Below are 19,036 nucleotides of genomic sequence, written 5' to 3' on the forward strand. Positions count from 1 at the left end.
TCCGCTGCTGCCCCCGACGCGCCACCGCGATCGTCAAAGCCATCCTCGCCCTACATCACGTCCAGACCAGCCAAAACCCACGATGAAAAGCGCTCAAGGTTGCCAAGGACTCGGCGGTCAAGGCTCGGGTGCAAGCCACGAACCAGCTCAAGTCCCTGCTGGTCACTGCCGAGCCCGCCGTGCGCCAGCCGCTGACCGGTCTATCGACGAAGGCACTGATCGAACGCTGCGCCGAACTCGACAGCCGGACCGCAGGTGATGACAACGCCGTCTTGTATACCCTGCGTACCCTCGCGCGTCGGATTCAGCACCTGGCCGCGGAGATAGCCGAACTCCTCGCCCGGATCACCTCCATGATCAAGGCCTGCGCGCCGGCGCTGCTCGATCAGTACGGCGTCGGCCCGGACAGCGCCGCCGTCCTGCTCGTCGCCGCTGGCGACAACCCCCACCGGCTTGGCAGCGAAGCCGCCTTCGCGGCGCTCTGTGGCGTCAGCCCGATCGAGATGTCCTCGGGCAAGACCAGCCGACGACGGCTGAACCGTGGCGGCAACCGAGAGGCGAACGCCGCCCTCTTCCGCATCATCCTGACCCGGCTTCGAGTGGAACAACGAACCAAGGACTACATCGCCAGACGAACCGCCGAAGGCCGCACCAAACGCGAGATCATCCGATGCCTCAAGCGCTACGCTGCCCGTCAACTGTTCCGAATCATCCACACGGCGCTCGCGCCGGCCACTTGACACCACATAGGGGCTTCTGTGAGTATGAGGATGTCACTCCGTTCCAGCGGCTTGGCCTTCACCTGCCCTGGGTCGCCACCCAACAGGTAGCCGCGCACTGGCTACGCCACACCCTGACCTGGGTCGAGCGGAACTTCGGCTACGCCGTCGCGCGAGCCTTCGCCGGGCATGACGGGAAAAGTGACGCCGGCACCACGCCTGAGCGCCCGACGTCATGCACACTGATCATCCCGCAGCCCTTGGTCCTGATCTTCTTCCCTCGACAAGAAGAATGATCAACCAAGGGCTGCGGCAATGATCAGCCAGGGTCGATACGGACCGACCACAGGTTAAAAATCAAGTTAGTGCTGGGGTAGACGTAGGTGGACGGTGCGGGCGCGGTGCGCGAGGCGGGCGGCGAGGTTGATGAGCCGGTCCGGATCGTGGTGGTTCGGGCCGCTGGCCAGGCCCGGCTGCGAGGTGCCCGACGGCGCGGGTGAGCCTGTGTGGGACCTCAGTGGTCAGGACGAAGTCCTGACGCTTGAACCGCGCCGCCTGGTTGTGTTTCGGAGGATTTGCCAACGAAACGCCCGTTAGGCGTGTGGAGAACGGCTGTCAGCGATGCCAGGACAAGTCCGTACGACAGAGCGGACGGGCAGCGAGATTGCCGGACACCGGCGGTCACCGCTGAGCAGCCCAGACGTAGGCATCCGGAGTGGTTTCTGGTAAGGGTTGCCTACGCGCCAACGTGAGCCGGATGGGCGCGGACACGGCCGATGAACTCCTGGCTGAGGTGTCCGACTAGGTCAGGCGCGAGTGGGGCAGGGTGCCTCAAAGGGGGTGTTCGAAGCGTAGTTGGACCACTCCGACGGGGTTATCAGATCTCCGATGGTGGCGCATATTTCGGCGGCGACGCGCTCGGCGTCAATTTCCCACAGCCGTACTACTTTGTCGGCTCCTGCGCTGGCGACGACGGTTGCCCGGTCAGGATGGAACTTGACGTTGTAGAGCGGGTCTGTTGACGCGTTGATCGCCGCCAGAACCTGTGGCCTGGCGGGCTCGGTGGTATCCCAGAACCACAGGGTGCCGTCGCCGCCAGCGGCGGCGAGCGTGCGCGAGTCGGGGCTGAACGCAACGGCGCGCACGTAGTTGTGTGGTCCCGCAAGTGGTGAGCCCAGTCGTCGCGGGTGTGTCCGATCGGTCGTGTCCCATAGGTGGACGGTGTTGTCCGCGCTACCAGCAGCGAGAAGGCGCCCATCCGGACTGAAGTCTACTGAGGTGATGTAGTTGGCCGCGGCCGCGAGGGGAGGCCCCAGGAGAGTCGGGGACTGTGGACTAGTGACGTCCCATAGCCGGACTGTGGTGTCGACGCTTCCGGATGCGAGGGTGCGCCCGTCGGGACTGAATGCGACGCTGTAGACGTAGTTGCTGTGGCCAGTCAGGGCACGGCCGGGCTTTGTCGTGTCATCGGTGTCCCACAGCCATACGTTGTGGTCATCGCTTCCGCCGGCCAGCGTGTGTCCGTCTGGGGCGAAGTCCAGCCACTGGACCAACGCCGTGGGGCCGGTCAGCACTGCACGCAGCGTCGGGGAACGTCCGCCCTGGTCGACGTCCCAAAGCTGAACCGTTCCATCGACAGAGCCGATGGCAGCTGTGTGTCCGTCGGGGCTCAATGCTGCCGCACCCGATGCTCGGGCCAAGTCCGCCGGTCCGACGATGGTCGACCGTTCCGAAACGGGCGCGCGCGGATCGGTCACGTTCCAGGCCGCTGTGGTGTTGTCGCTGCTGGCGAAGATTAAGCGGTCCCGGGGGCCGAACATGACTGTGAAGATCGTCTTGTCTGGTCCGGAGATGGCCGGTTCGGTGAGCCGCCACAGCCTAGCTGTCCCATCGGCGGCGGCGGTGGCCAACGCGCCGCCGTCTGAGGTAAAAGTCAGGGACGTGACCGGCGCAGGGTGCGGCATTTTCCGGATCGGTTGGCGCGTGCTGATCTGCCAGAACCAGACGTGGGCATCGGAACTCCCGGCTGCGAGGGTGGCCCCGTCCGGGCTGAACGCGACGGAGTTGATCCAACTGGATGCGCCGGTCAGCGGTGGGCCGAGCGTTCTGGGCCGGTGCAGATCGCTCGTGTCCCACAGCCAGACGTTGTAGTCCTTGCTGCCGGCTGCCACAGTCCGCCCGTCCGGGCTGAATACCACCGAAAAGACGGTTCCGGTGGGTCCGGTGAGTGGACGGGCGACGGGTACCGGCTGGTTTCGGTCGCTGATGTCCCACAGACGGACCGTGTTGTCCGCGCTTCCGGCGACCAACACGCGCCCGTCCGATCGGAATGCGACGGACTGCACGGCATCCATCGGTCCGGTCATTGGGGTGCCCAACACGATCGGCGCCGCGCGGTCGGTTAGATCCCATAATTGGATCGTCTTGTCGGCACCGCCAACTGCGAGGGTGCGTCCGTCCGGGCTGAACGACACACTGTAGATCGTGCCACCCGCCCCGGTCAGCGGCGGAGCCAGTGACTTGGCGGTATCGGGCACGGTTACATCCCACAGCCGGACGGTCTTGTCCTCGCCACCGGTCGCGAGCGTCGTGCCGTCTGGGCTGAACGAGAGGCCGTACAGGGGCCCGTTGTGGCCGGTAAGCGGCTGCGCGATGCGGGACGGTGGCGCGACGGTGAGATCCCAGAGGTAGACGTATCCATCCGGACCACCTGTGGCCATGAGGTGACCGTCGCTGCTGACCGCGACCATCTGTAAGTAGCCTCCGGGCGTCGTCAGACGGGTGACGGTCGGCATTCCATACGACTCCAGCAGGCTGGAGCGGGCCTCCATGGTTGGCGCGATTCGGTACGCGGCGAGGGACAGCTGTGCCGCGAGCGCGACGTCTTTGCTGCGGAGCTGGTCGGCCGTGATTGCGATTTGGCGCGAGACCGCCAAGTCGCGTTCGTGGGCGGCGGTTTGGCCCTGCTGCACGGCATATCCGGTCAGGCTCGCGGCGACGAGAAGAAGCACGACGAGTGACGCGACGAGCTGGTAGAGGCGGCGGGTCTGTCGGCGGGCAGCGTCCTGCTCCGTCGCGTCATACACGACGCTGGCGTCTAAGAACTCTCGCTCCAGCGTGTTCAGCAACGCATTGTGGCCCGGTTCGCCGACCCAGTCCTGTGTGACCGCAAGGCGCGTGCCGCGGTGGAGGCTGCTCACGTCCCGCGCGGTCTCTTGCCAGACGCGCGCCGCCTCGGTCAGCTGCCGGTGGATCCGGATGCCGGCGCGGTCCGCGTCGATCCAGGCGCGAAGCCGTGGCCATGCGGTAAGCAGCGCCTCGTGGGCGATCTCGACGTGTTCGATATCTGCAGTTAGTAGGCGCTTGTCGATAAATTTATCGACAACCGACTCCACTTCGTCGTTCTGCGTGCTGTCCGCCAGATGCTGGAGTTCGGATAAGGGCACGCGACGCCGTGTGTCGGAAATGTCCGGCGCGACCTGGACAAGGCGCAGGAAGAGCTGACGGGCGAGTTCCTGCTCATGCAGGCTGAGCGCCTCGTGTACTTCCTCGGCAGTGTGTGCAACGGCGTGGCTGATGCCGCCGGTTTCGCGATAACCGGCAACGGTCATCTTCCCGCGTTGTCCCCGCTCCCACGTTACGAGTAGGGCGTGGGACAACAGTGGCAGCGTCCCGGCGTCGTGCGCCGCTCCGGCATCAGCGGTCGTCGGTGCCAGTTCGCTAAGCAGGAGTGCGACTAGTCCGTCCTCTATGTCTGCCTTGACGCGTTTAGCCGGCTCGCTGATCGCGCGCTCGATCTCTTCCACACTCATTGGGCCGACCACCACCTGGCTGTCCTGCAAGGCAGGCACGAGCTGCTCGTACCGCAGCGCGTGGCCGTAAAAGTCTGCTCGCATACCTACGGCGATGAGAACTGGCATGGCGGCCGTACCGGCCTCGGCCAGTCTATATAGCGCCGCGATGAAGATCCGCCGCTCGTCTTGGTCCTGGCATACGGCGAACACCTCCTCGAACTGGTCGACGATGAACACGAGCCCGGACCGGGTAACAGATGCCACGCCAGCTACGGAGGGACACGGCGCCTCGCGGGTGGCTGGTACAGCGGGACTGTCCGGGTCAGCCGCGGCTGCGGCAAGCACAGTTTCCAGGCCGTCGCCTTTTCGGAGTGAGTTCTCGACTTCTACAGGGTCCGCGTTCGCGACGGCGGCGAGTCGCTCCGTCAGCTCGGCCAGTGGCTTCTCGCCCGGCGTGAAGAGGACCGTCGCCCACCGTTCTACGTCCGCCAACGAAAGGCGCCCACCGTGAATCGCAGGAATAAGGCCCGCACGCAGCAACGACGACTTACCCGAGCCCGACGGCCCAACCACCGCAATGAGATGCCGGCCGGCACGATGGCCGTCGCCAAGGCTGGTTACCAGCAGATCAGTGAGGCGCTCGCGGCCAAAGAACCAGTCGACGTGCTCGGGCTGAAAAGAAGACAGTCCCATGTACGGGGTGGGTGTGGTGCGAGCTCGCGGGCCAGGCTCGCGCCACACCCGCCGCAGCGCCTGCGTCCATGACTGGATCACCGCTGGATCGCCCACTCCGCAAGAACGCAAGATGCCCTCGAGGATGTGTGGCTGGTTCGTGGGTGGCAGGTGGCTGCCGCTGAAGTAATCCCCAACCGTGCTTGCGGGGAGCCCGGCCGCCTTGGCGACCTTCCGTATCGTCAGGTTGGCGCGCTTCCTGAGGCTCGTCAACTCGCCCGCGAAGTCCTTACGGGTGGAGATCCGGGTTGGATCGGATGAATCACAGCTGTCGTGGTCACTAGGGACCATGGGTCAGCACCTCCCTTGCACGCGAGGATAAGGCATTCATATCCTCAAACCTCGAACTAGACTCGTAGAGTTTCAGCCGTGGACGGTGGGCCAAGGTCTCTGCAAGGTAGGGAAATGGCCGGATGGCAAGGTTTGTCGTAGTCACGCCGGTATCGGGCGGTACGTAGAAGAGCGCGGTCTTCGATTGATCATTTAGGTGTCTAAAGGATGTCTCGTAACTCGGTGATGGCGTTGCCGCGCAACGGTTCCTGGATCAGCCGGCCAGGATGATGTTGTGGAGGTGGGCGATGCCGGATGCGGTGTCGGTCAATGTGTGCGGCGCGGTGGTAGTCGCGCAGGATCTTGAAGCACTTCATGCGGGCCAGGGTGTGTTCGACCTGCGCTCGGACCGTGCGATGCTGCTTGTTCAGGTCCGCCTTCCACTCGGGCAGATCACTGCCGTCAGCGGGCTTGCGGTACGGGATGATCACCTCAGGGTTGCCGCGGTAGGCGCCGTCTGCCATGACCGGTCGGCCGGCCAGCTTCTGGTCGATGCCGCTGGTGCGGTAGACGATGGTGTCGTTGCGGTTGCCGGGTTGAGGATCGCCGAGGGCCACGACGAGGCGGGTGTGGGCGTCGATGGCGACCTGAAGGTTCGTGCTGTAGCGGTAGTTCTTGCTTGGGGCAGCCAGGCGGTGGTCTCGGGTCGGGATGAGGGTGCCGTCGACGATGGTGATCTGGTCGACCCGACGTCGGCGCCCCGGCACGAGAGCGAGCAGGGGGCCGACGGTGTCGATGACCCGGTGAGCGGCGGAGTGCGACACCCCGAACAGGGGGCCGATCTGCCGCATCGTCAGGTTCGTACGCCAGTACGCGGCCACCAGCAACACTCGATCGGCGAGGTCGAGAGACCACTGCCGGCCGGGCCGGCCGTCAGCGATGGCGTCCCCGCCACGCTCGGCAACCAGCCTGACGAGGCGGCGGAACTGGGTGGGCTGCAGCCCAGTGAACGGGAAGATCCACTCCTGGCGGGCCGCCGAGATCACCTGCACGCCGACATGATCCACCATGGACCAACCGCCGAGCTACGAGACGTCCTTTAGGCCAAATGATCGAGTTCTGAAGGACCGCGATCGTGGCGTCATCATCGTTGATCGGGAGTCTGTCTGCACGTCTGCCGGGCGTGTCGGATGGTTTGTGTCGCGTTCCCGCGGGGCTGTTGCAGGCTTTGGCTTAGTACTCCAGCCGCACTTGCCTGATCTGGAGTTTCGCCAGGTCATCGGCGCAATCGACGCGTGAGCGGCGCCGGCCGTGCAGCTGCGCCTGTCGATGCTATTCGTGCAGTGATCCAGGGGATCGCACTGTCTGTCTGGTGTGGTCGATCACGGGCGGGCAGGCTCCCGGGCTTGTGTTGATCGATGAGATCGTGGGCTGGCGGGCGGGTCTGGATGATCTGCTGGCGCGGTTCGCGCACCGGTTCGGGCGGGCGGAGCCGCGCCGGCAGGCGCTGACCTACCTGGTCGGGCTGCTGTCGCCGTTGGGACCAAGAACGGCTGGACCTTGGCTGAGGCCGCCGGAGATACCACGCCGGACCGGATGCAGCGCCTGCTCAACAGGTCCGCGTGGGACCCGGACGCTGTTCGTGACGACCTGTTTGCCTACGTGTCCGAGCACCTCGGTCACGACGACGGGGTGCTGATCGTCGACGAGACCGGGTTCCTGAAGAAGGGGGTCAAGTCGGCTGGGGTGCAGCGTCAGTACTCGGGCACGGCCGGGCGGACGGAGAACTGCCAGCTCGGGGTGTTCCTGGCCTATGCCAGCCCGGTCGGGCGCACGTTGATCGACCGGGAGTTGTATCTGCCCCGCCGCTGGTGCGACGACGCTGCCCGCCGCGAGGAAGCAGGCATCGCCGCCAGCGTCGGGTTCGCCACGAAGCCCGCGCTAGGTCTGCGGATGCTCGAACGCGCCGTCACCGCCGGCCTGCCAGCGAGATGGGTGACCGCCGACGAGGCATACGGGCAGGACTCGAAGTTTCGGACGTGGCTGCAGCAGCAGCGCATCGGTTACGTCCTGGCCGTGCCCTGCAACCAGCGTGTCCCGACCTCGATGGGCAGTTCCCGTCCTGATGTCCTCGCCGCCGCCGCGCCGGCACTGGCGTGGAAGCGTCGCAACTGCGGCGACGGCGCCAAAGGACCACGGCTCTATGACTGAGCCGTGGCCTCCTTGCCCGGCGCGGTCGGCGGATACGGCCACTGGCTGCTGATCCGACGTAGCATCACCGACCCCACGGATCTGGCCTACTACTTGTGCTTCGGCCCCGCAGGCACCCAAGACGAGCAGCTGATCCGGGTCGCCGGGACCCGTTGGGCGGTCGAGGAGTGCTTCCAGACCGCCAAGACCGAGGTTGGTCTGGATCACTACCAGGTGCGTCGGTACGACGCCTGGTACCGGCACATAACTCTCGTTCTGTGCGCCCACGCCTACCTCACCGCCACCGCCGCGCAGGCCAAAAAGGGGGCACCGAATCCGATTACGGCCTCATTCCTCTCACCCTCGGCGAGGTCCGCCGTCTCCTGGCACACCTGATTACCACCGCCCGCCCCTTCGACCACATCCATCGATGGTCACAATGGCGACGGCGACACCAATACCGCGCCAGAACAGCCCACTACCAGCGAAGACTCCAGCTTCATCAGGTGCGGCTGGAGTATTAGCTCTGGCAGGCCGCGGACAACCTGTTCACCGCCGGCTGACCACGGCACACAGACCACAACCAGGCGGCCCGACCACAGGCCACGAACCTCGTCCCACCTCGCAACGACCACCCCCGGAGCATGCCGATCACGTAATCGGCGATCTCGCCGTGCCCCGAAACCGAACTCAGACCGAACCGCGTCGGTGGATCGAGGCTTAGCACTCGCATCGCCGCCTTCAGTGAGGCGCACCCGTCTGCACCTCCCAGTTGCGTCAACGACTGAGCCTCGATCCACCGGCGCAGTTCGGCGTTACTGTTGGTTGATCAACTCTCGTTTCGGGTGGTCTCCACTACTTGGTGGGCAGCGCTTCGGAACCGGCGCCAATCGGCGATGACATCGGCGTGCATCCGGAGGGTGGCGTAAGCGGTGGGGGGAAAGCTTTCCTCATACGCCCCCGTCAGTCCGGCCAGGCGTCGACAACCAGCGTCTGCGGGTGCCAACGCGGTGGTCGACGGGTAGGTCCTCGGCAGCGCGACGGCGTGGGGCAGATCCCGGCCCACGCATTCACGCCAGCGCCCGGCGGCGGCCTGCACCTGGTCCGAGGTGATGGTCAACTTTACGATCATCGGTAGAAGATTGGTGACCACCATGTCGGCGCGAATAGCAGCCGCCAAGTCGTTGCCGTAGATCTCGTACAGGCTCTCACCTAGACAGCCGCCGGTGGCCGATCCACCCTGTCCACCGCCGGGAAGGGAAAACAACACCTCCGTGCTGTTGTTCGAGTAGGCAACCTGCCACTCGTCCTGCTCAAATCCGCTGGCGTTCCGGTCGCTGCTCACCCCCTCCGGTGCTCGGGTCGCTGGCACTTCGGGACCTGGCCTGGGTCCGTAGCCGCCGGTGAGATCCACCGTCAGAGGCCTGTAGGGCACCCGGTGGTAGCGGAAGCCGGCTCGCCGCATGCATTCCTGGATGAGACGCTGCTGCAAATCCCAGAGCGCACCTCGGGGCGATTGTGGGTTGCTGAGGTAGTCATGGATGTCAAGGAGGGTGGTGCGGTCGGCCGGCGCCATGGACGAAAGCAGCCGCTGCACAAAATCGGAGGGCTTCGGCGGTATCGATTGGCCAGCGTCGCCGCTGGCCAGGATCAGGCAGGTTGCGATGGCGGTCAGCAGCCCGAGGGCCCGCCGCGCCGGAGCACGACGGACCCGCACCGCTCGAGCAGATGCTGTCATCCCCGGCAGACCGAGCTGGTTTTGTCGTTGTTGAACCACGACGCGTTTTGCCAGGTCCCCGAGCTCAGGACCATGGCGACGTTGCCGCTGCACCCGGCGTTCCAGTACCAGACCACGTTGCCGCCAGTGTTGTTCTGGAAGGAGGACGCCTTGTCGTTGTAGGCGGATGGCACGCCGTTGCTGAAGCTCGAGTACACCCAGTTCCCACCTCGGTCGGCGTCGTCCCAGAAGCAGGGGCTGTTGCTTGGGCAGGAGACTGCGGAGGCGGGTGCGGCGACGATTCCGGCCCCGGCCAGCCCGAGTGCGATGGCCATGACGCGGAGGATCAGTCGGCGGTTCGTCATCTTCGAATCCTTCCCGGATGCCCTCGTCCGTGTGACGAGCGCTACGGCAAGACAAACCGGCAGGTACCCACTGTTACAAGAGAGCTCGAATTAGTCGTACGTGTTCGTACGCGGCGCGACGAGAACGACGAGTTCCTCGTACGACCTCGGACAGCCCGACTCTTGACTCGTGCCGCGAGTACGAGAGCCGACCAGAATCCTCGGTGTCACGAACGTTGTGGGCGTCGACGGCGAACATTGTGCGGCGGCTGACCGGGACCAGTACACCCTCTTGGCGGCGCCGGTGAACCTTCCCACGGTCCTCGACCTGCTCGCCGACCGCGAAGCCACCGCGCGTCAACACGCCGACCCGTCACGCGAGCAGATCACCACGCTGACCGGCGAACTCTCCCACCTCCCTACCATCGCCAGCGCTCCCTACCAGCAGAACCTGGCCGTCCTTGGTGCCGAGCCCGCCGGGATGCGCGCCAAGTGCATCTGCCTCGCCTCGGCGTCGAACCCTCACCAAACACATCGAAGGCACCCGCGCGAAGCTGAAGCGCGTGGTCAACCGCCACGTCCTCACCGAAGACGAGCCCGGAGTGTTCACCCCTCACCCCGAAACGGACCTAACACTCCGAACCGCCCTCTTACTGGACGTTTGTTTCATCTTCGCGCCGGTAATAGCTGATTCGCGCCTCGACCTCGGTATCGCGAGATGTCCGACCCAATCCAGAAAGAGGCCATATCAGCGGACATAGACCTGACCGAGTTCAGCGGATATCGCCCCAGGATCGTGTCTGGTTCACTTCCGACCCCGCATCGACGGACATGACGTTCGCCGCACCGGGGCCGCGACACCGTACGCCTGCTGCATGACCGAACGACGCCCCTACCCGTCCGACCTGTCCGACGCCCGCTGGACCCTGATCGCACCCCGCCTGACCGCCTGGCGACAGGCCCGCACCGACGCCGGCGTCAGCGGACGCACCCCCACCCACGACCTACGCGACATCTTCAACGCCATCCTGTACGTCAACCGCACCGGCATCGGCTGGCGCTACCTACCCCACGACTTCCCACCCCACGCCACCGTCTACGGCTACTTCGCCAAGGTCGCAGCCTCTGATCCTGCTCTCGCGATCACCACTCGAACAACCAATCGGAAGCCTGCCGTCAGGTCCTCTAAGCGTCACCCAACAGCAACGGACACCGTTCCGCTACGCGAGTGGGTGTGACTCGTTGGTCAACGCCGCCAGGGCACGCGCCACCTCGTGCAGCGTTGCCCGCACGTAGGTGGCCGTCGTACCGGCGCTGCTGCCACTGTCGGAGTGGCCGGCGTACTCGCGGGCTACCGCGTAGCCGAAGTTGCGTTCCACCCACGTCAACGTGGTGTGCCGCAGCCAGTGGGTGCTGATCTGCTGCACATACACCCACGGCAGGTGCTCACCGATCCGCACCCACAGGTGGTCGTAACGCCGTCGGGTGATCGGTCGCCCGTCGCGGTACCGCAACAACTGCCCCGCAGGCGGGGCGTGTCGGTCGGTGACGTGCCGTTGCAGGTGCCGCATCAGCGTCGGTGACACCGGCTGCCACCGCGTCGTGTCGCCTTTCTCCCGCAGCAGGATCAGGCACTGCTCCGGATCCAGGTCCACCGGCCTCAACGCCAACGCGCCACCCCGCCGACACGCCGTCTCCGTGTGCAACCGCAGCAGCAGACTGTCCAACACCGGATCATCCCCCGTGCTGGCCGCGACCTCGTTGATCTCCGCCAACCGGCTGTCCGCCACCGCCCGCCGGGTACTCGGCAACCGACGCGGCTTGGCCACCTTCGCCGCCGGATCATCCGCCGCCGCGATGTAGCCGTCGGCTACCGCCCGCTTGTACAGGCACCGCAACGCCGCGATCAGATGTTCCACCGCACTACGCCCACCCCGCGCATTACGGCGAGCCACCACGTGCGCCTTGACGTACTCGCCGAGCTGCTCGATCTCCGACGGCGTCGGCTCATCCAGCCGACGCTGCCCCCACTGCTCCACCACCCGCTTCCAGTACGAGCCATACGCCCGCTGCGTCCCCACACTGACCGCCGCCGACACGACCGGCACATACTCCGCGAACGTCGGCGCCAATGGACGGTCCGCCGGGGCCCCCACGAGGTCCGCCGCCGAGATGCCCATACGCGCCAACAACAACCGCGCCGCATCCAACTCGTCCCGACTCGCACCACTCACGACACACCGCCAGCCAGCACAGCGGCGTGGGCCTGAGTGACGATCTCGTCCAGCGTCGCCATCGGACACACCAGCAGCAGCCCCACCGGTGGATCCGCCATCAGAAGGAGCCGGTCGCCCGGCGTCAGAGCGCACCAGTGCCGCACCGCCGCGGGAAGACGTACATGCCCCTGACCGGTCAGCCGGAACACACCCTGATCATCACCGCGCACGACGACGATCCCGGCGCGCTCCCGAATGTCCAACCGGGTACCCGGCCGCCACCCCAGGGCACCCACCACGAACCGATCCCGCAGCCGGCCACTGCCCTCCAACGCGGCCACACCGTAGACGCGGGGACTCGTACGAGGCTCCGGCAGCGACGACATCGGCAACGGACCACGACGCAACCCACCGCTCATCGAGCGCTCGGCCGCCGGCCCCAGGTCAGACAGGACCACCGGTGGAATCACCGGGCCTGTCGAGGTGTCAACCACGGCCACCACCACCCGGAACCAACCGAGCAGCCACCGTGAAGAAGAGAAGATTCGCGTGGTCAAGCATGCTTGACCACCAGCACGTAGAACTGGGCGCAAACGCCGCGTTTTTGTGTCCGAGGGGGGACTTGAACCCCCACGCCCTATACGGGCACTAGCACCTCAAGCTAGCGCGTCTGCCATTCCGCCACCCGGACTTGCTCTGTCCAGCCTACCGTGTCGACCTCGGTGATCCATCACCAGGAGGCCGCCCGGCGGGCCGCACGGGGAGTTACTGTACACGCCGCCGGTGGATCATGCACATCAGCATCCCGCGACCGATTCCGGCCGATCTGACCAGCCCTGGCGTGGCCGTCGGTGCGGGTCCGGCTGGCGTCGCGGTACCCGTACCCGGCAGCATGGCGGTGTGTCCCATGCCTCTCCCTTGGCCCTCGCCCAGCAGCGGGCTCTGGCGCTGCGCGGCGCGGGCAACCTCGCCGCCGCCCGTGAGCTGCTCACCGACGTGGTCGAGTCCGTGCCACCGTCGCTCGGCAAGGATCATCCGGACGCACTGAGCACCGCGCACCTACTGGCCAGGTTGCACCGGGAGGCCGACGATCCGAGCGCGGCGCGGCGGGTGCTGGAGGAGGCGTTTGCGGCCGGGGAGCGGCGGTGGCCGCACGCTGACCCTTTGATGTTGGCGTTGGCCTTCGAGCTGGGGTCCGTCGCGGACGAGCTGGGCAACCGCCACGAGGCGCGACGCAACTACACCCGCGTGGCCGCTGCCGGCCCCGCGGTGCTCGGTGCCGACCATCCGGCGGTACGTACGGCACGCGAGTATCTCGGCGACGCTGCTCCGGCTCCGCAGCCGGCGGTGCCCGCTCCTCGCCAACCGGAACCGGCGCCCACGCCGACGCACGGGGTCCTGAACGAGCCGACGATCTCGCTCGCGGTGCTGTCGACCGCCTGGAAGCCGCACGACGCCTCGACCGCCGCCGGGTCCTTCCGCCAGTCGACGTCCCCGTTCGGCGAGGGTGCCGCTGCCTCGTCCGCCCCGGCCTCGGCACCACCGGCGCTGGCCGTGCCGCACCCGCGCGCCGTACCGGGCTCGCATGCCCCTGGCGTGCCGCCGGCACCGCCGGTCGTGCCTCCGCCACCGCGCATTCCGCCGCCTCCGGTCGTGCCGGAGCCTCCAACGGTGCCGCTGGCCCGGACGGCCCTCCACGACCAGGCCGCTCCCCCGGTCGCGTCGCCGGAGGCAGCCGAGCCGACCATCGCGTTGAGGCTGCCGGTCGGCGAGAGCGAGGTTCCACCACCGCCGGTACCGCCCACCGTTGTTCACCCGGCACCATCGGCCGCACCGACGGCGCGCCTTGCGCCCGTCGAGGCCGACGAGGAGACGAGCGTTCTCCGGATACCGCCGGCATCTGACGCCTCGACGCCGGACGATGCCGACTCGGCCCCGTCGAGCAAGTCGGCAGCGCCAACCGAACCGGGAGCGGTGGCAACCGAGCCGGTGTCATCGGCGTCGCCAGACGCATCAGGCGAGGCCGACGGCTCATCGCTTGCAGGGATCCCGGCCGAGCCGAGGACGCCGGTCGGGCCCGGGTCCTCAGACAAGGAAAGGTCGCCCGACGGGCAGGCGACGCCGGAGGGGAACGGCTCGCCCGGTGGGCCGCAGTGGACGCGCCCGACCGTTCGGGTTCAGCAGATCGGCCCGCTGTTGGCCGAGGAGGCAGCGCGGGCTCGCCGCTCCCCCGAGACGGCATCGCCAGCCTCGGACGCGAACTCGGACGATGCTCCGCCGAGCGACGCCCCGGTAAGCGGAGCGCCAGCCAGCGGACCCCCCTCACCACCGACGAGTGCGGTCCAGACGAACAGTCCGTTCACCGGCGGACCGCCAAGCAACAATCCGCAGATCAGCGCACCACCGGTGAGCGGACCACCAAACAGCAGTCCGTCGATCAGCGCACCACCGACCAGTGGACCACCGACGAGCGTACCGCCGACCAGCGTGCTCCCGGTCATCCCGCCGCAGGTGAGCACCTCACCGACCAGTGCGCCGCCGACCAGTGCGCCACCGGCTGGTGCAATACCTGTCAGCGCGCCACCCACCAGCGGTGCGCCGAGCAGTTGGGCACCCGTGAGTGCGCCGCCGCCCCCTCCCCCGCACCACGGTTCAACGCATCAGCCGCCGGCACCGGGATTCCCCGGCATGCCCGCCACGGGCTCGACGTCCGGGCCGCAGGATCTGACCGCGCCGCTGCCCCAGCCGGGTCCGACCAGCGGACCGACCGGTTACCCGTCGCTCAGCTCCGCGCCCCCCGGTTATCCGCCCGCGAGCGGACCGCTTGGCTATCCGAGCATCAGTGGGACGACCGGCGACGGAGCGGCCCACGGCCCAGCCGGCCATTCACCGGCCGACTATCCGGCGACGGGTGGCTCACCTGGCTACGCCCCGGTCAGCGGAGCTCCGACCTACCCGCCGTCTGGCGGGCCCTTCAGCCACACCCCCGCTGTCGAGCAGTCGGGCTACCCGCAGACCGGCTACCCGGCGACCGGCGGACCGACCGCCCCGGGGCCTGTCAGCGGCCCACCCGGCCAGGTCCCCGCCAGCGGCCCGCCGGGTTACGCCCCGACCAGCAGTCCACCGGCTGGTGGGCCCGGATTCGCCCCGACGAGCAGCCCGCCAGCAAGTGGCCCCGGGTACGCCCCCACCAGCAGCACACCGGCGAGCGGGCCGGGGTTCGCTTCCGCCAGCAGCCTGCCGGCCCATGGCCCGAGCCACTCCCCCACCAGCAGCCCACCGATCAGCGGACCCGGATGGGCTCCCGCCAGCAGCCCACCCGCGAGCGGACCTGGGTACAGCCCCACTACCAGCCCACCGGTGAGCGGACCCGGGTACGCCCCGACCAGCAGCCCATCGACGAGTGGGCCCGGATACGCCCCGACCAGCAGCTCCGGGTACGCCCCCGCCAGCAGCCCACCGGCCAGCGGTTCCGGCTACGCCCCGGCAAGCAGCCCTCCGGCGGGCTACGGGCCGCCCGGCTACCCGGGTACCAGCACCGCGCCGACGGCAGGCACCGCCGGTTACGGTCCCGCAGGCGCACCGGTCCAGCACCAACCCCACCAATACCCGCACCAGCAGCATCCGCAGGCCGCTGGCGGGCAGCAGCAGTACGACTCAGCCGGGCAGGCGGTATACCCAGCAGGGCAGAGCGGCGCGTACCCGCCGCAGGCCTGGGGGCAGCCGGGTGCCGGGCAGCCCCCGTCGGCGGGGGGCATGGCGTTCCCGGTGGCACAGTCGGGGTCGGGGCGGAATCGGGCGGCGATCGTGGTGGCGATCGTGGCCGTAGTGGTGGCGGTGGTCGCGGTGATCGGGCTCGGGGTGTTGATCGTGAACGATCGGCGGGCGGCGTCGCCGACGGCGCCGGCCGAGTCGGCGGCGGCGGATCCGGGTCCGCCGCCGACGGGGTTGGAGTTGCGCGATGATGCGGCCACGATCAGGTTGACGTGGACGGATCCGTCGGACGGGTTGGTGCCGTTCATGGTGGCTGGTGGGCGGGCCGGGCAGGCGTTGGGGGTGCTGGCCACGGTGGGTCAGGGGCAGACCAGTTACACGGTGAACGGGTTGAATTCGCGAGTGGACTACTGCTTTACGGTGTTGGCGGTGTACGGGACGAACGAGTTCGCGACGTCCAGTCAGGTGTGTACGACACGGGAGTCGGGCGCGGGTCAGAACTGAGCGTCGCTCACGGTCGGTGGGCGGGCGGGTCCTGGTGGGACAGTCGGGGCGGGACACGCCGACGACACGCCACGCTGGGTGTTCATCGGCGGACGGTGTGGGTTCCCGGGGTGCGTGGCGTGACCATATGATGGCTCCCGGTTCAGGGGAGGGGTCGCCGTCTGGGGGCGCCACCGGCCAGGACGATACGAGAGGCAGCCGGTTGTGGCGAGCACCGACGAGGCCGTTCCGACCCGTACCGCCCGATCCCGGTCGCGGGTACGCGGTGGTCTGGTCACTGTGGGGACGGTGCTGGCGTTGCTGGCGGCGATGGGTCTGACCGTGCTGGGTCTGGGGTCGGCGGACAACGCGGTGGCCAGTTTCGACGCGAGTTCGTGGTTGTGGAGTTCGGCGCGTAGTGAGTTGGCGCGGGTCAACGGGGTGACCGCGCGGGTGGACACCCGGGTGGAGGTGCCGGCGGGTCGGCGGCACCCGATGCAGGTGACGCAGACGGACCGGGTGTTGGTGCTGCGGGATCTGCACACCGGTCAGATCAGCGCGTTGGACCTGGCGACGTTGCAGATCACGGCGACCACGCCGACCGCGCCGGGGCTGGGTGTGAGTGTGGCGTTGCACGAGGACGCGGCGTTCGTGGTGGACGCGGTGCAGGGTGTGGTGCGCCAGTTGGATCCGCGGTCGTTGGCGCCGGTGGGTGAGCCGGTGCGGTATCCGCCGGGGATTACCGGTGGCGCGTTCGACGGTAAGGGTCGGTTGTGGATCGCGGTGCCGGCGGAGGGCACGGTCTCGGCGATCACCCCGGCGGTGCTGCCGTCGAAGTCGGCCGGCGACGCGCAGGTGGGGCCGCAGCGGGTGGAGACGTACGACGTGGCGGGGGCCAGTCACGAGTTGGTGGTCTCCACGCTGGACGACGGTGTGGCGGTGTTGGACCGTACGGCCGGGGCGTTGGTGACGGTGGTGCGCGGTGAGACGCGGCGGACCGCGTTGGCGCAGACGTTGACCGGGCCGGGCATGATGCCGGTGCGCACGAGTGGGCCGGTGGTGCCGGTGACGGTGGCCGGACAGCGGCAGGTGCACGCGATCACCGATGCCGGTGAGGTGCGCTCGTTCACGGTGCCGGGCGAGGGTGACCGGTTGAGTCCGGCGGTGGCCTGGGCGGGCCGGTTCTACTGCGCGGACGAGGCGTCGGGCACGGTGTACGCGTTCGACGCGGCAGGCACGTTGGTGGACACCATCCGGGGCCGGTGGCGGGGGCCGCTGGACCTGGAGGTGCGGGAGAACCACCTGTTCATCAACGCGCCGGAGGCGGCGACGGCCCGGGTGGTGGACGATTCGCACCTGGTGCGGGAGGTCGACAAGTACGCCAACGACGTGCTCGGTGGTGATCCGCCGGCGGAGCCTCCGCCGCCGCCTCCGCCGCCGAAGAAGCCGCAGGTGGGTAAGCCGGGTGCGCCGCGCAACGTGAGCGCGGCGGCCGGGAACGCGCAGGCGCGGGTGAGTTGGCGGCCGGCGCCGGCCAACGGGGCGGAGATCATCCGGTATGTGGTGGAGGGTGCCGGGCAGCGTCGTGAGGTGGGTGCGAACCAGCGGTCGGTGCAGATCAAGGAGTTGACCAACGGGGAGACGTACCGGTTCGCGGTGCATGCGGTCAACGCCGAGGGTGCGGGTCCGACGCGGACCAGTAATCCGGTGACGCCGACGGCGGCGGTGCCGGACGCGCCGGCCAGTGTGTCGGCGCAGGCCCGCGCGGACGGCACGGTGGTGGTGAGTTGGCCGGCGGCGAACGGGCAGGGCAATCGGATCGCCCGGTACGCGGTGACGGCGATGTCGGCGGGGACCAACGCTCCGGTCGGTGAGGCGACCGGTGAGGAGTTGGTGGTCAAGGCCGGTGAGTTGGAGTACGGCACGCAGTACGCGTTCACGGTGGTGGCGGTCAACGACAAGGGTGCGGCGTCGGAGTCGTCGCCGGTCAGCGACACGGTGGTGCCGTTCACGGTGCCGGGTGAGCCGGTGGAGTTGCGGGCCGGCACGGTCGGGGACCGGTCGGGGACGGTGTCGGTGCAGTGGGCGCCGGCGGCGGCCAACGGTCGGCCGGTGAGCGGGTACGTGGTGGAGGTCGGTGAGCGGCGTACCGAGGTGACCGACACCCAGACCACGGTCAGTGACCTGGGTGACGGGCAGAACGTGACGGTGCGGGTGCGGGCGGTCAACGAGGCCGGTGAGGGTCCGCAGGCCACGACGACGGCGCGGACGGTGGCGCCGCCCCGGGTGACGGTGACGGGGTCGTCGGCGACCGCGACGTCGGCGACGGTGACGTTCACCGTGGACGCCGGTGGTGGGCAGGCGACGTGCACCCTGGCCCGGTCGGGTCAGACGGCGCGCAGTGGTCCCTGTTCCAGCATCACGATGAACGGCCTGTCGCCGGGGACGGACTACACGTTCACGGTGACGGCGACGAACGCGGCCGGTGAGGGTACGGCCCGTCGGGCGCAGGAGACGGACGCGTTGTTCGGGATCGCCACCTGCAACAACGGTCCGGAGCCAGAGCAGCGGACGTACTGCGATCGGGACCGGGACGGCCGCAACGGCAACGAGATCTTCGCGGTGCCGAGGCAGGACAACGACCGGCAGGTCGGGTGGGCGCGGCCGGGCACGCGGTTGAAGGCGTACTGCCGGGAGCGGGGCACCAACATCGACTCCTGGATCTACAACGACAACAAGCAGAGCACCTGGTGGGTGCAGGTCGAGTACAGCGGACGTAACTACATCCCCTGGGCCTGGCTCAACCTGGAGGGTGGGGACGACATCGCCGTCCTGCCCACCTGCTGATCCAATTCGG

General features: G+C 68.1%; 10 protein-coding genes, 1 tRNA gene and 5 pseudogenes. 7 read left to right on the forward strand and 9 right to left on the reverse strand.

What is annotated here, in order from left to right:
- Nucleotides 1–128: 128 nt before the first annotated feature.
- Nucleotides 129–740, forward strand: coding sequence for a transposase (locus tag ABT008_RS26150; RefSeq protein ID WP_350699347.1), 612 nt, complete (start codon nucleotides 129–131; stop codon nucleotides 738–740).
- A 785-nt stretch (nucleotides 741–1,525) separates the two neighbouring features.
- On the opposite strand, the gene ABT008_RS26155 is transcribed toward ABT008_RS26150, so the two are convergent.
- The gene (locus tag ABT008_RS26155) at nucleotides 1,526–5,536 is read right to left on the reverse strand and encodes an nSTAND1 domain-containing NTPase (RefSeq protein WP_350699349.1); all 4,011 of its coding nucleotides are present in this window, start codon (nucleotides 5,534–5,536) and stop codon (nucleotides 1,526–1,528) included.
- A gap of 253 nt (nucleotides 5,537–5,789) precedes the next feature.
- Nucleotides 5,790–6,567: pseudogene (locus tag ABT008_RS26160) on the reverse strand (transposase family protein).
- A gap of 356 nt (nucleotides 6,568–6,923) precedes the next feature.
- Here ABT008_RS26160 and ABT008_RS26165 point away from each other — a divergent pair.
- Nucleotides 6,924–8,101 (forward strand): annotated as a pseudogene (locus ABT008_RS26165) (IS701 family transposase).
- A gap of 433 nt (nucleotides 8,102–8,534) precedes the next feature.
- Here ABT008_RS26165 and ABT008_RS26170 read toward each other — a convergent pair.
- Complete coding sequence (locus tag ABT008_RS26170; RefSeq protein WP_350699351.1) at nucleotides 8,535–9,422, reverse strand: hypothetical protein; 888 nt, start codon at nucleotides 9,420–9,422, stop codon at nucleotides 8,535–8,537.
- Nucleotides 9,423–9,439: 17 nt separating this feature from the next.
- Nucleotides 9,440–9,787: a peptidase inhibitor family I36 protein gene (locus ABT008_RS26175; RefSeq protein ID WP_350699352.1), complete on the reverse strand. Its 348-nt coding sequence runs from the start codon at nucleotides 9,785–9,787 to the stop codon at nucleotides 9,440–9,442.
- A gap of 173 nt (nucleotides 9,788–9,960) precedes the next feature.
- Between ABT008_RS26175 and ABT008_RS26180 the strand changes: the two are divergent.
- A pseudogene (locus tag ABT008_RS26180) lies at nucleotides 9,961–10,074 on the forward strand (IS5 family transposase); the annotation flags it as partial.
- Nucleotides 10,075–10,641: 567 nt separating this feature from the next.
- Nucleotides 10,642–10,878, forward strand: a pseudogene (locus ABT008_RS26185) (transposase); the annotation flags it as partial.
- 108 nt (nucleotides 10,879–10,986) lie between these two features.
- Here ABT008_RS26185 and ABT008_RS26190 read toward each other — a convergent pair.
- The 3 genes from ABT008_RS26190 to ABT008_RS26200 all read right to left on the reverse strand — a co-directional run bounded on the left by ABT008_RS26190 (nucleotide 10,987) and on the right by ABT008_RS26200 (nucleotide 12,673).
- Nucleotides 10,987–12,000: a tyrosine-type recombinase/integrase gene (locus ABT008_RS26190; RefSeq protein WP_350699354.1), complete on the reverse strand. Its 1,014-nt coding sequence runs from the start codon at nucleotides 11,998–12,000 to the stop codon at nucleotides 10,987–10,989.
- Nucleotides 11,997–12,488 carry a hypothetical protein gene (locus tag ABT008_RS26195; protein WP_350699356.1) on the reverse strand — a complete coding sequence of 164 codons (492 nt, stop codon included), beginning with the start codon at nucleotides 12,486–12,488 and terminating at the stop codon, nucleotides 11,997–11,999. The genes ABT008_RS26190 and ABT008_RS26195 overlap by 4 nt, the downstream gene beginning before the upstream one ends.
- 101 nt (nucleotides 12,489–12,589) lie before the next feature.
- A tRNA-Leu gene (locus tag ABT008_RS26200) sits at nucleotides 12,590–12,673 on the reverse strand.
- 209 nt (nucleotides 12,674–12,882) lie between these two features.
- Here ABT008_RS26200 and ABT008_RS26205 point away from each other — a divergent pair.
- Nucleotides 12,883–13,321, forward strand: a pseudogene (locus ABT008_RS26205) (tetratricopeptide repeat protein); the annotation flags it as partial.
- Between the two features lie 838 nt (nucleotides 13,322–14,159).
- On the opposite strand, the gene ABT008_RS26210 reads toward ABT008_RS26205, so the two are convergent.
- Nucleotides 14,160–14,570: a hypothetical protein gene (locus ABT008_RS26210; RefSeq protein ID WP_350699529.1), complete on the reverse strand. Its 411-nt coding sequence runs from the start codon at nucleotides 14,568–14,570 to the stop codon at nucleotides 14,160–14,162.
- Nucleotides 14,571–15,083: 513 nt separating this feature from the next.
- Nucleotides 15,084–15,329 (reverse strand): hypothetical protein, encoded by a 246-nt coding sequence (locus ABT008_RS26215; protein ID WP_350699530.1) that lies wholly within the window; start codon nucleotides 15,327–15,329, stop codon nucleotides 15,084–15,086.
- A 13-nt stretch (nucleotides 15,330–15,342) separates the two neighbouring features.
- Between ABT008_RS26215 and ABT008_RS26220 the strand changes: the two genes are divergently transcribed.
- On the forward strand, nucleotides 15,343–16,200 hold the full coding sequence (locus ABT008_RS26220) for a hypothetical protein (protein WP_350699517.1): 858 nt from the start codon (nucleotides 15,343–15,345) through the stop codon (nucleotides 16,198–16,200).
- A 204-nt stretch (nucleotides 16,201–16,404) separates the two neighbouring features.
- Nucleotides 16,405–19,026: a fibronectin type III domain-containing protein gene (locus tag ABT008_RS26225; RefSeq protein ID WP_350699358.1), complete on the forward strand. Its 2,622-nt coding sequence runs from the start codon at nucleotides 16,405–16,407 to the stop codon at nucleotides 19,024–19,026.
- Nucleotides 19,027–19,036: the final 10 nt, after the last annotated feature.

It is taken from the genome of Micromonospora sp. NPDC002389 (genome assembly GCF_040296095.1).
In the GTDB taxonomy this organism is placed as follows: Bacteria; Actinomycetota; Actinomycetes; order Mycobacteriales; family Micromonosporaceae; genus Micromonospora.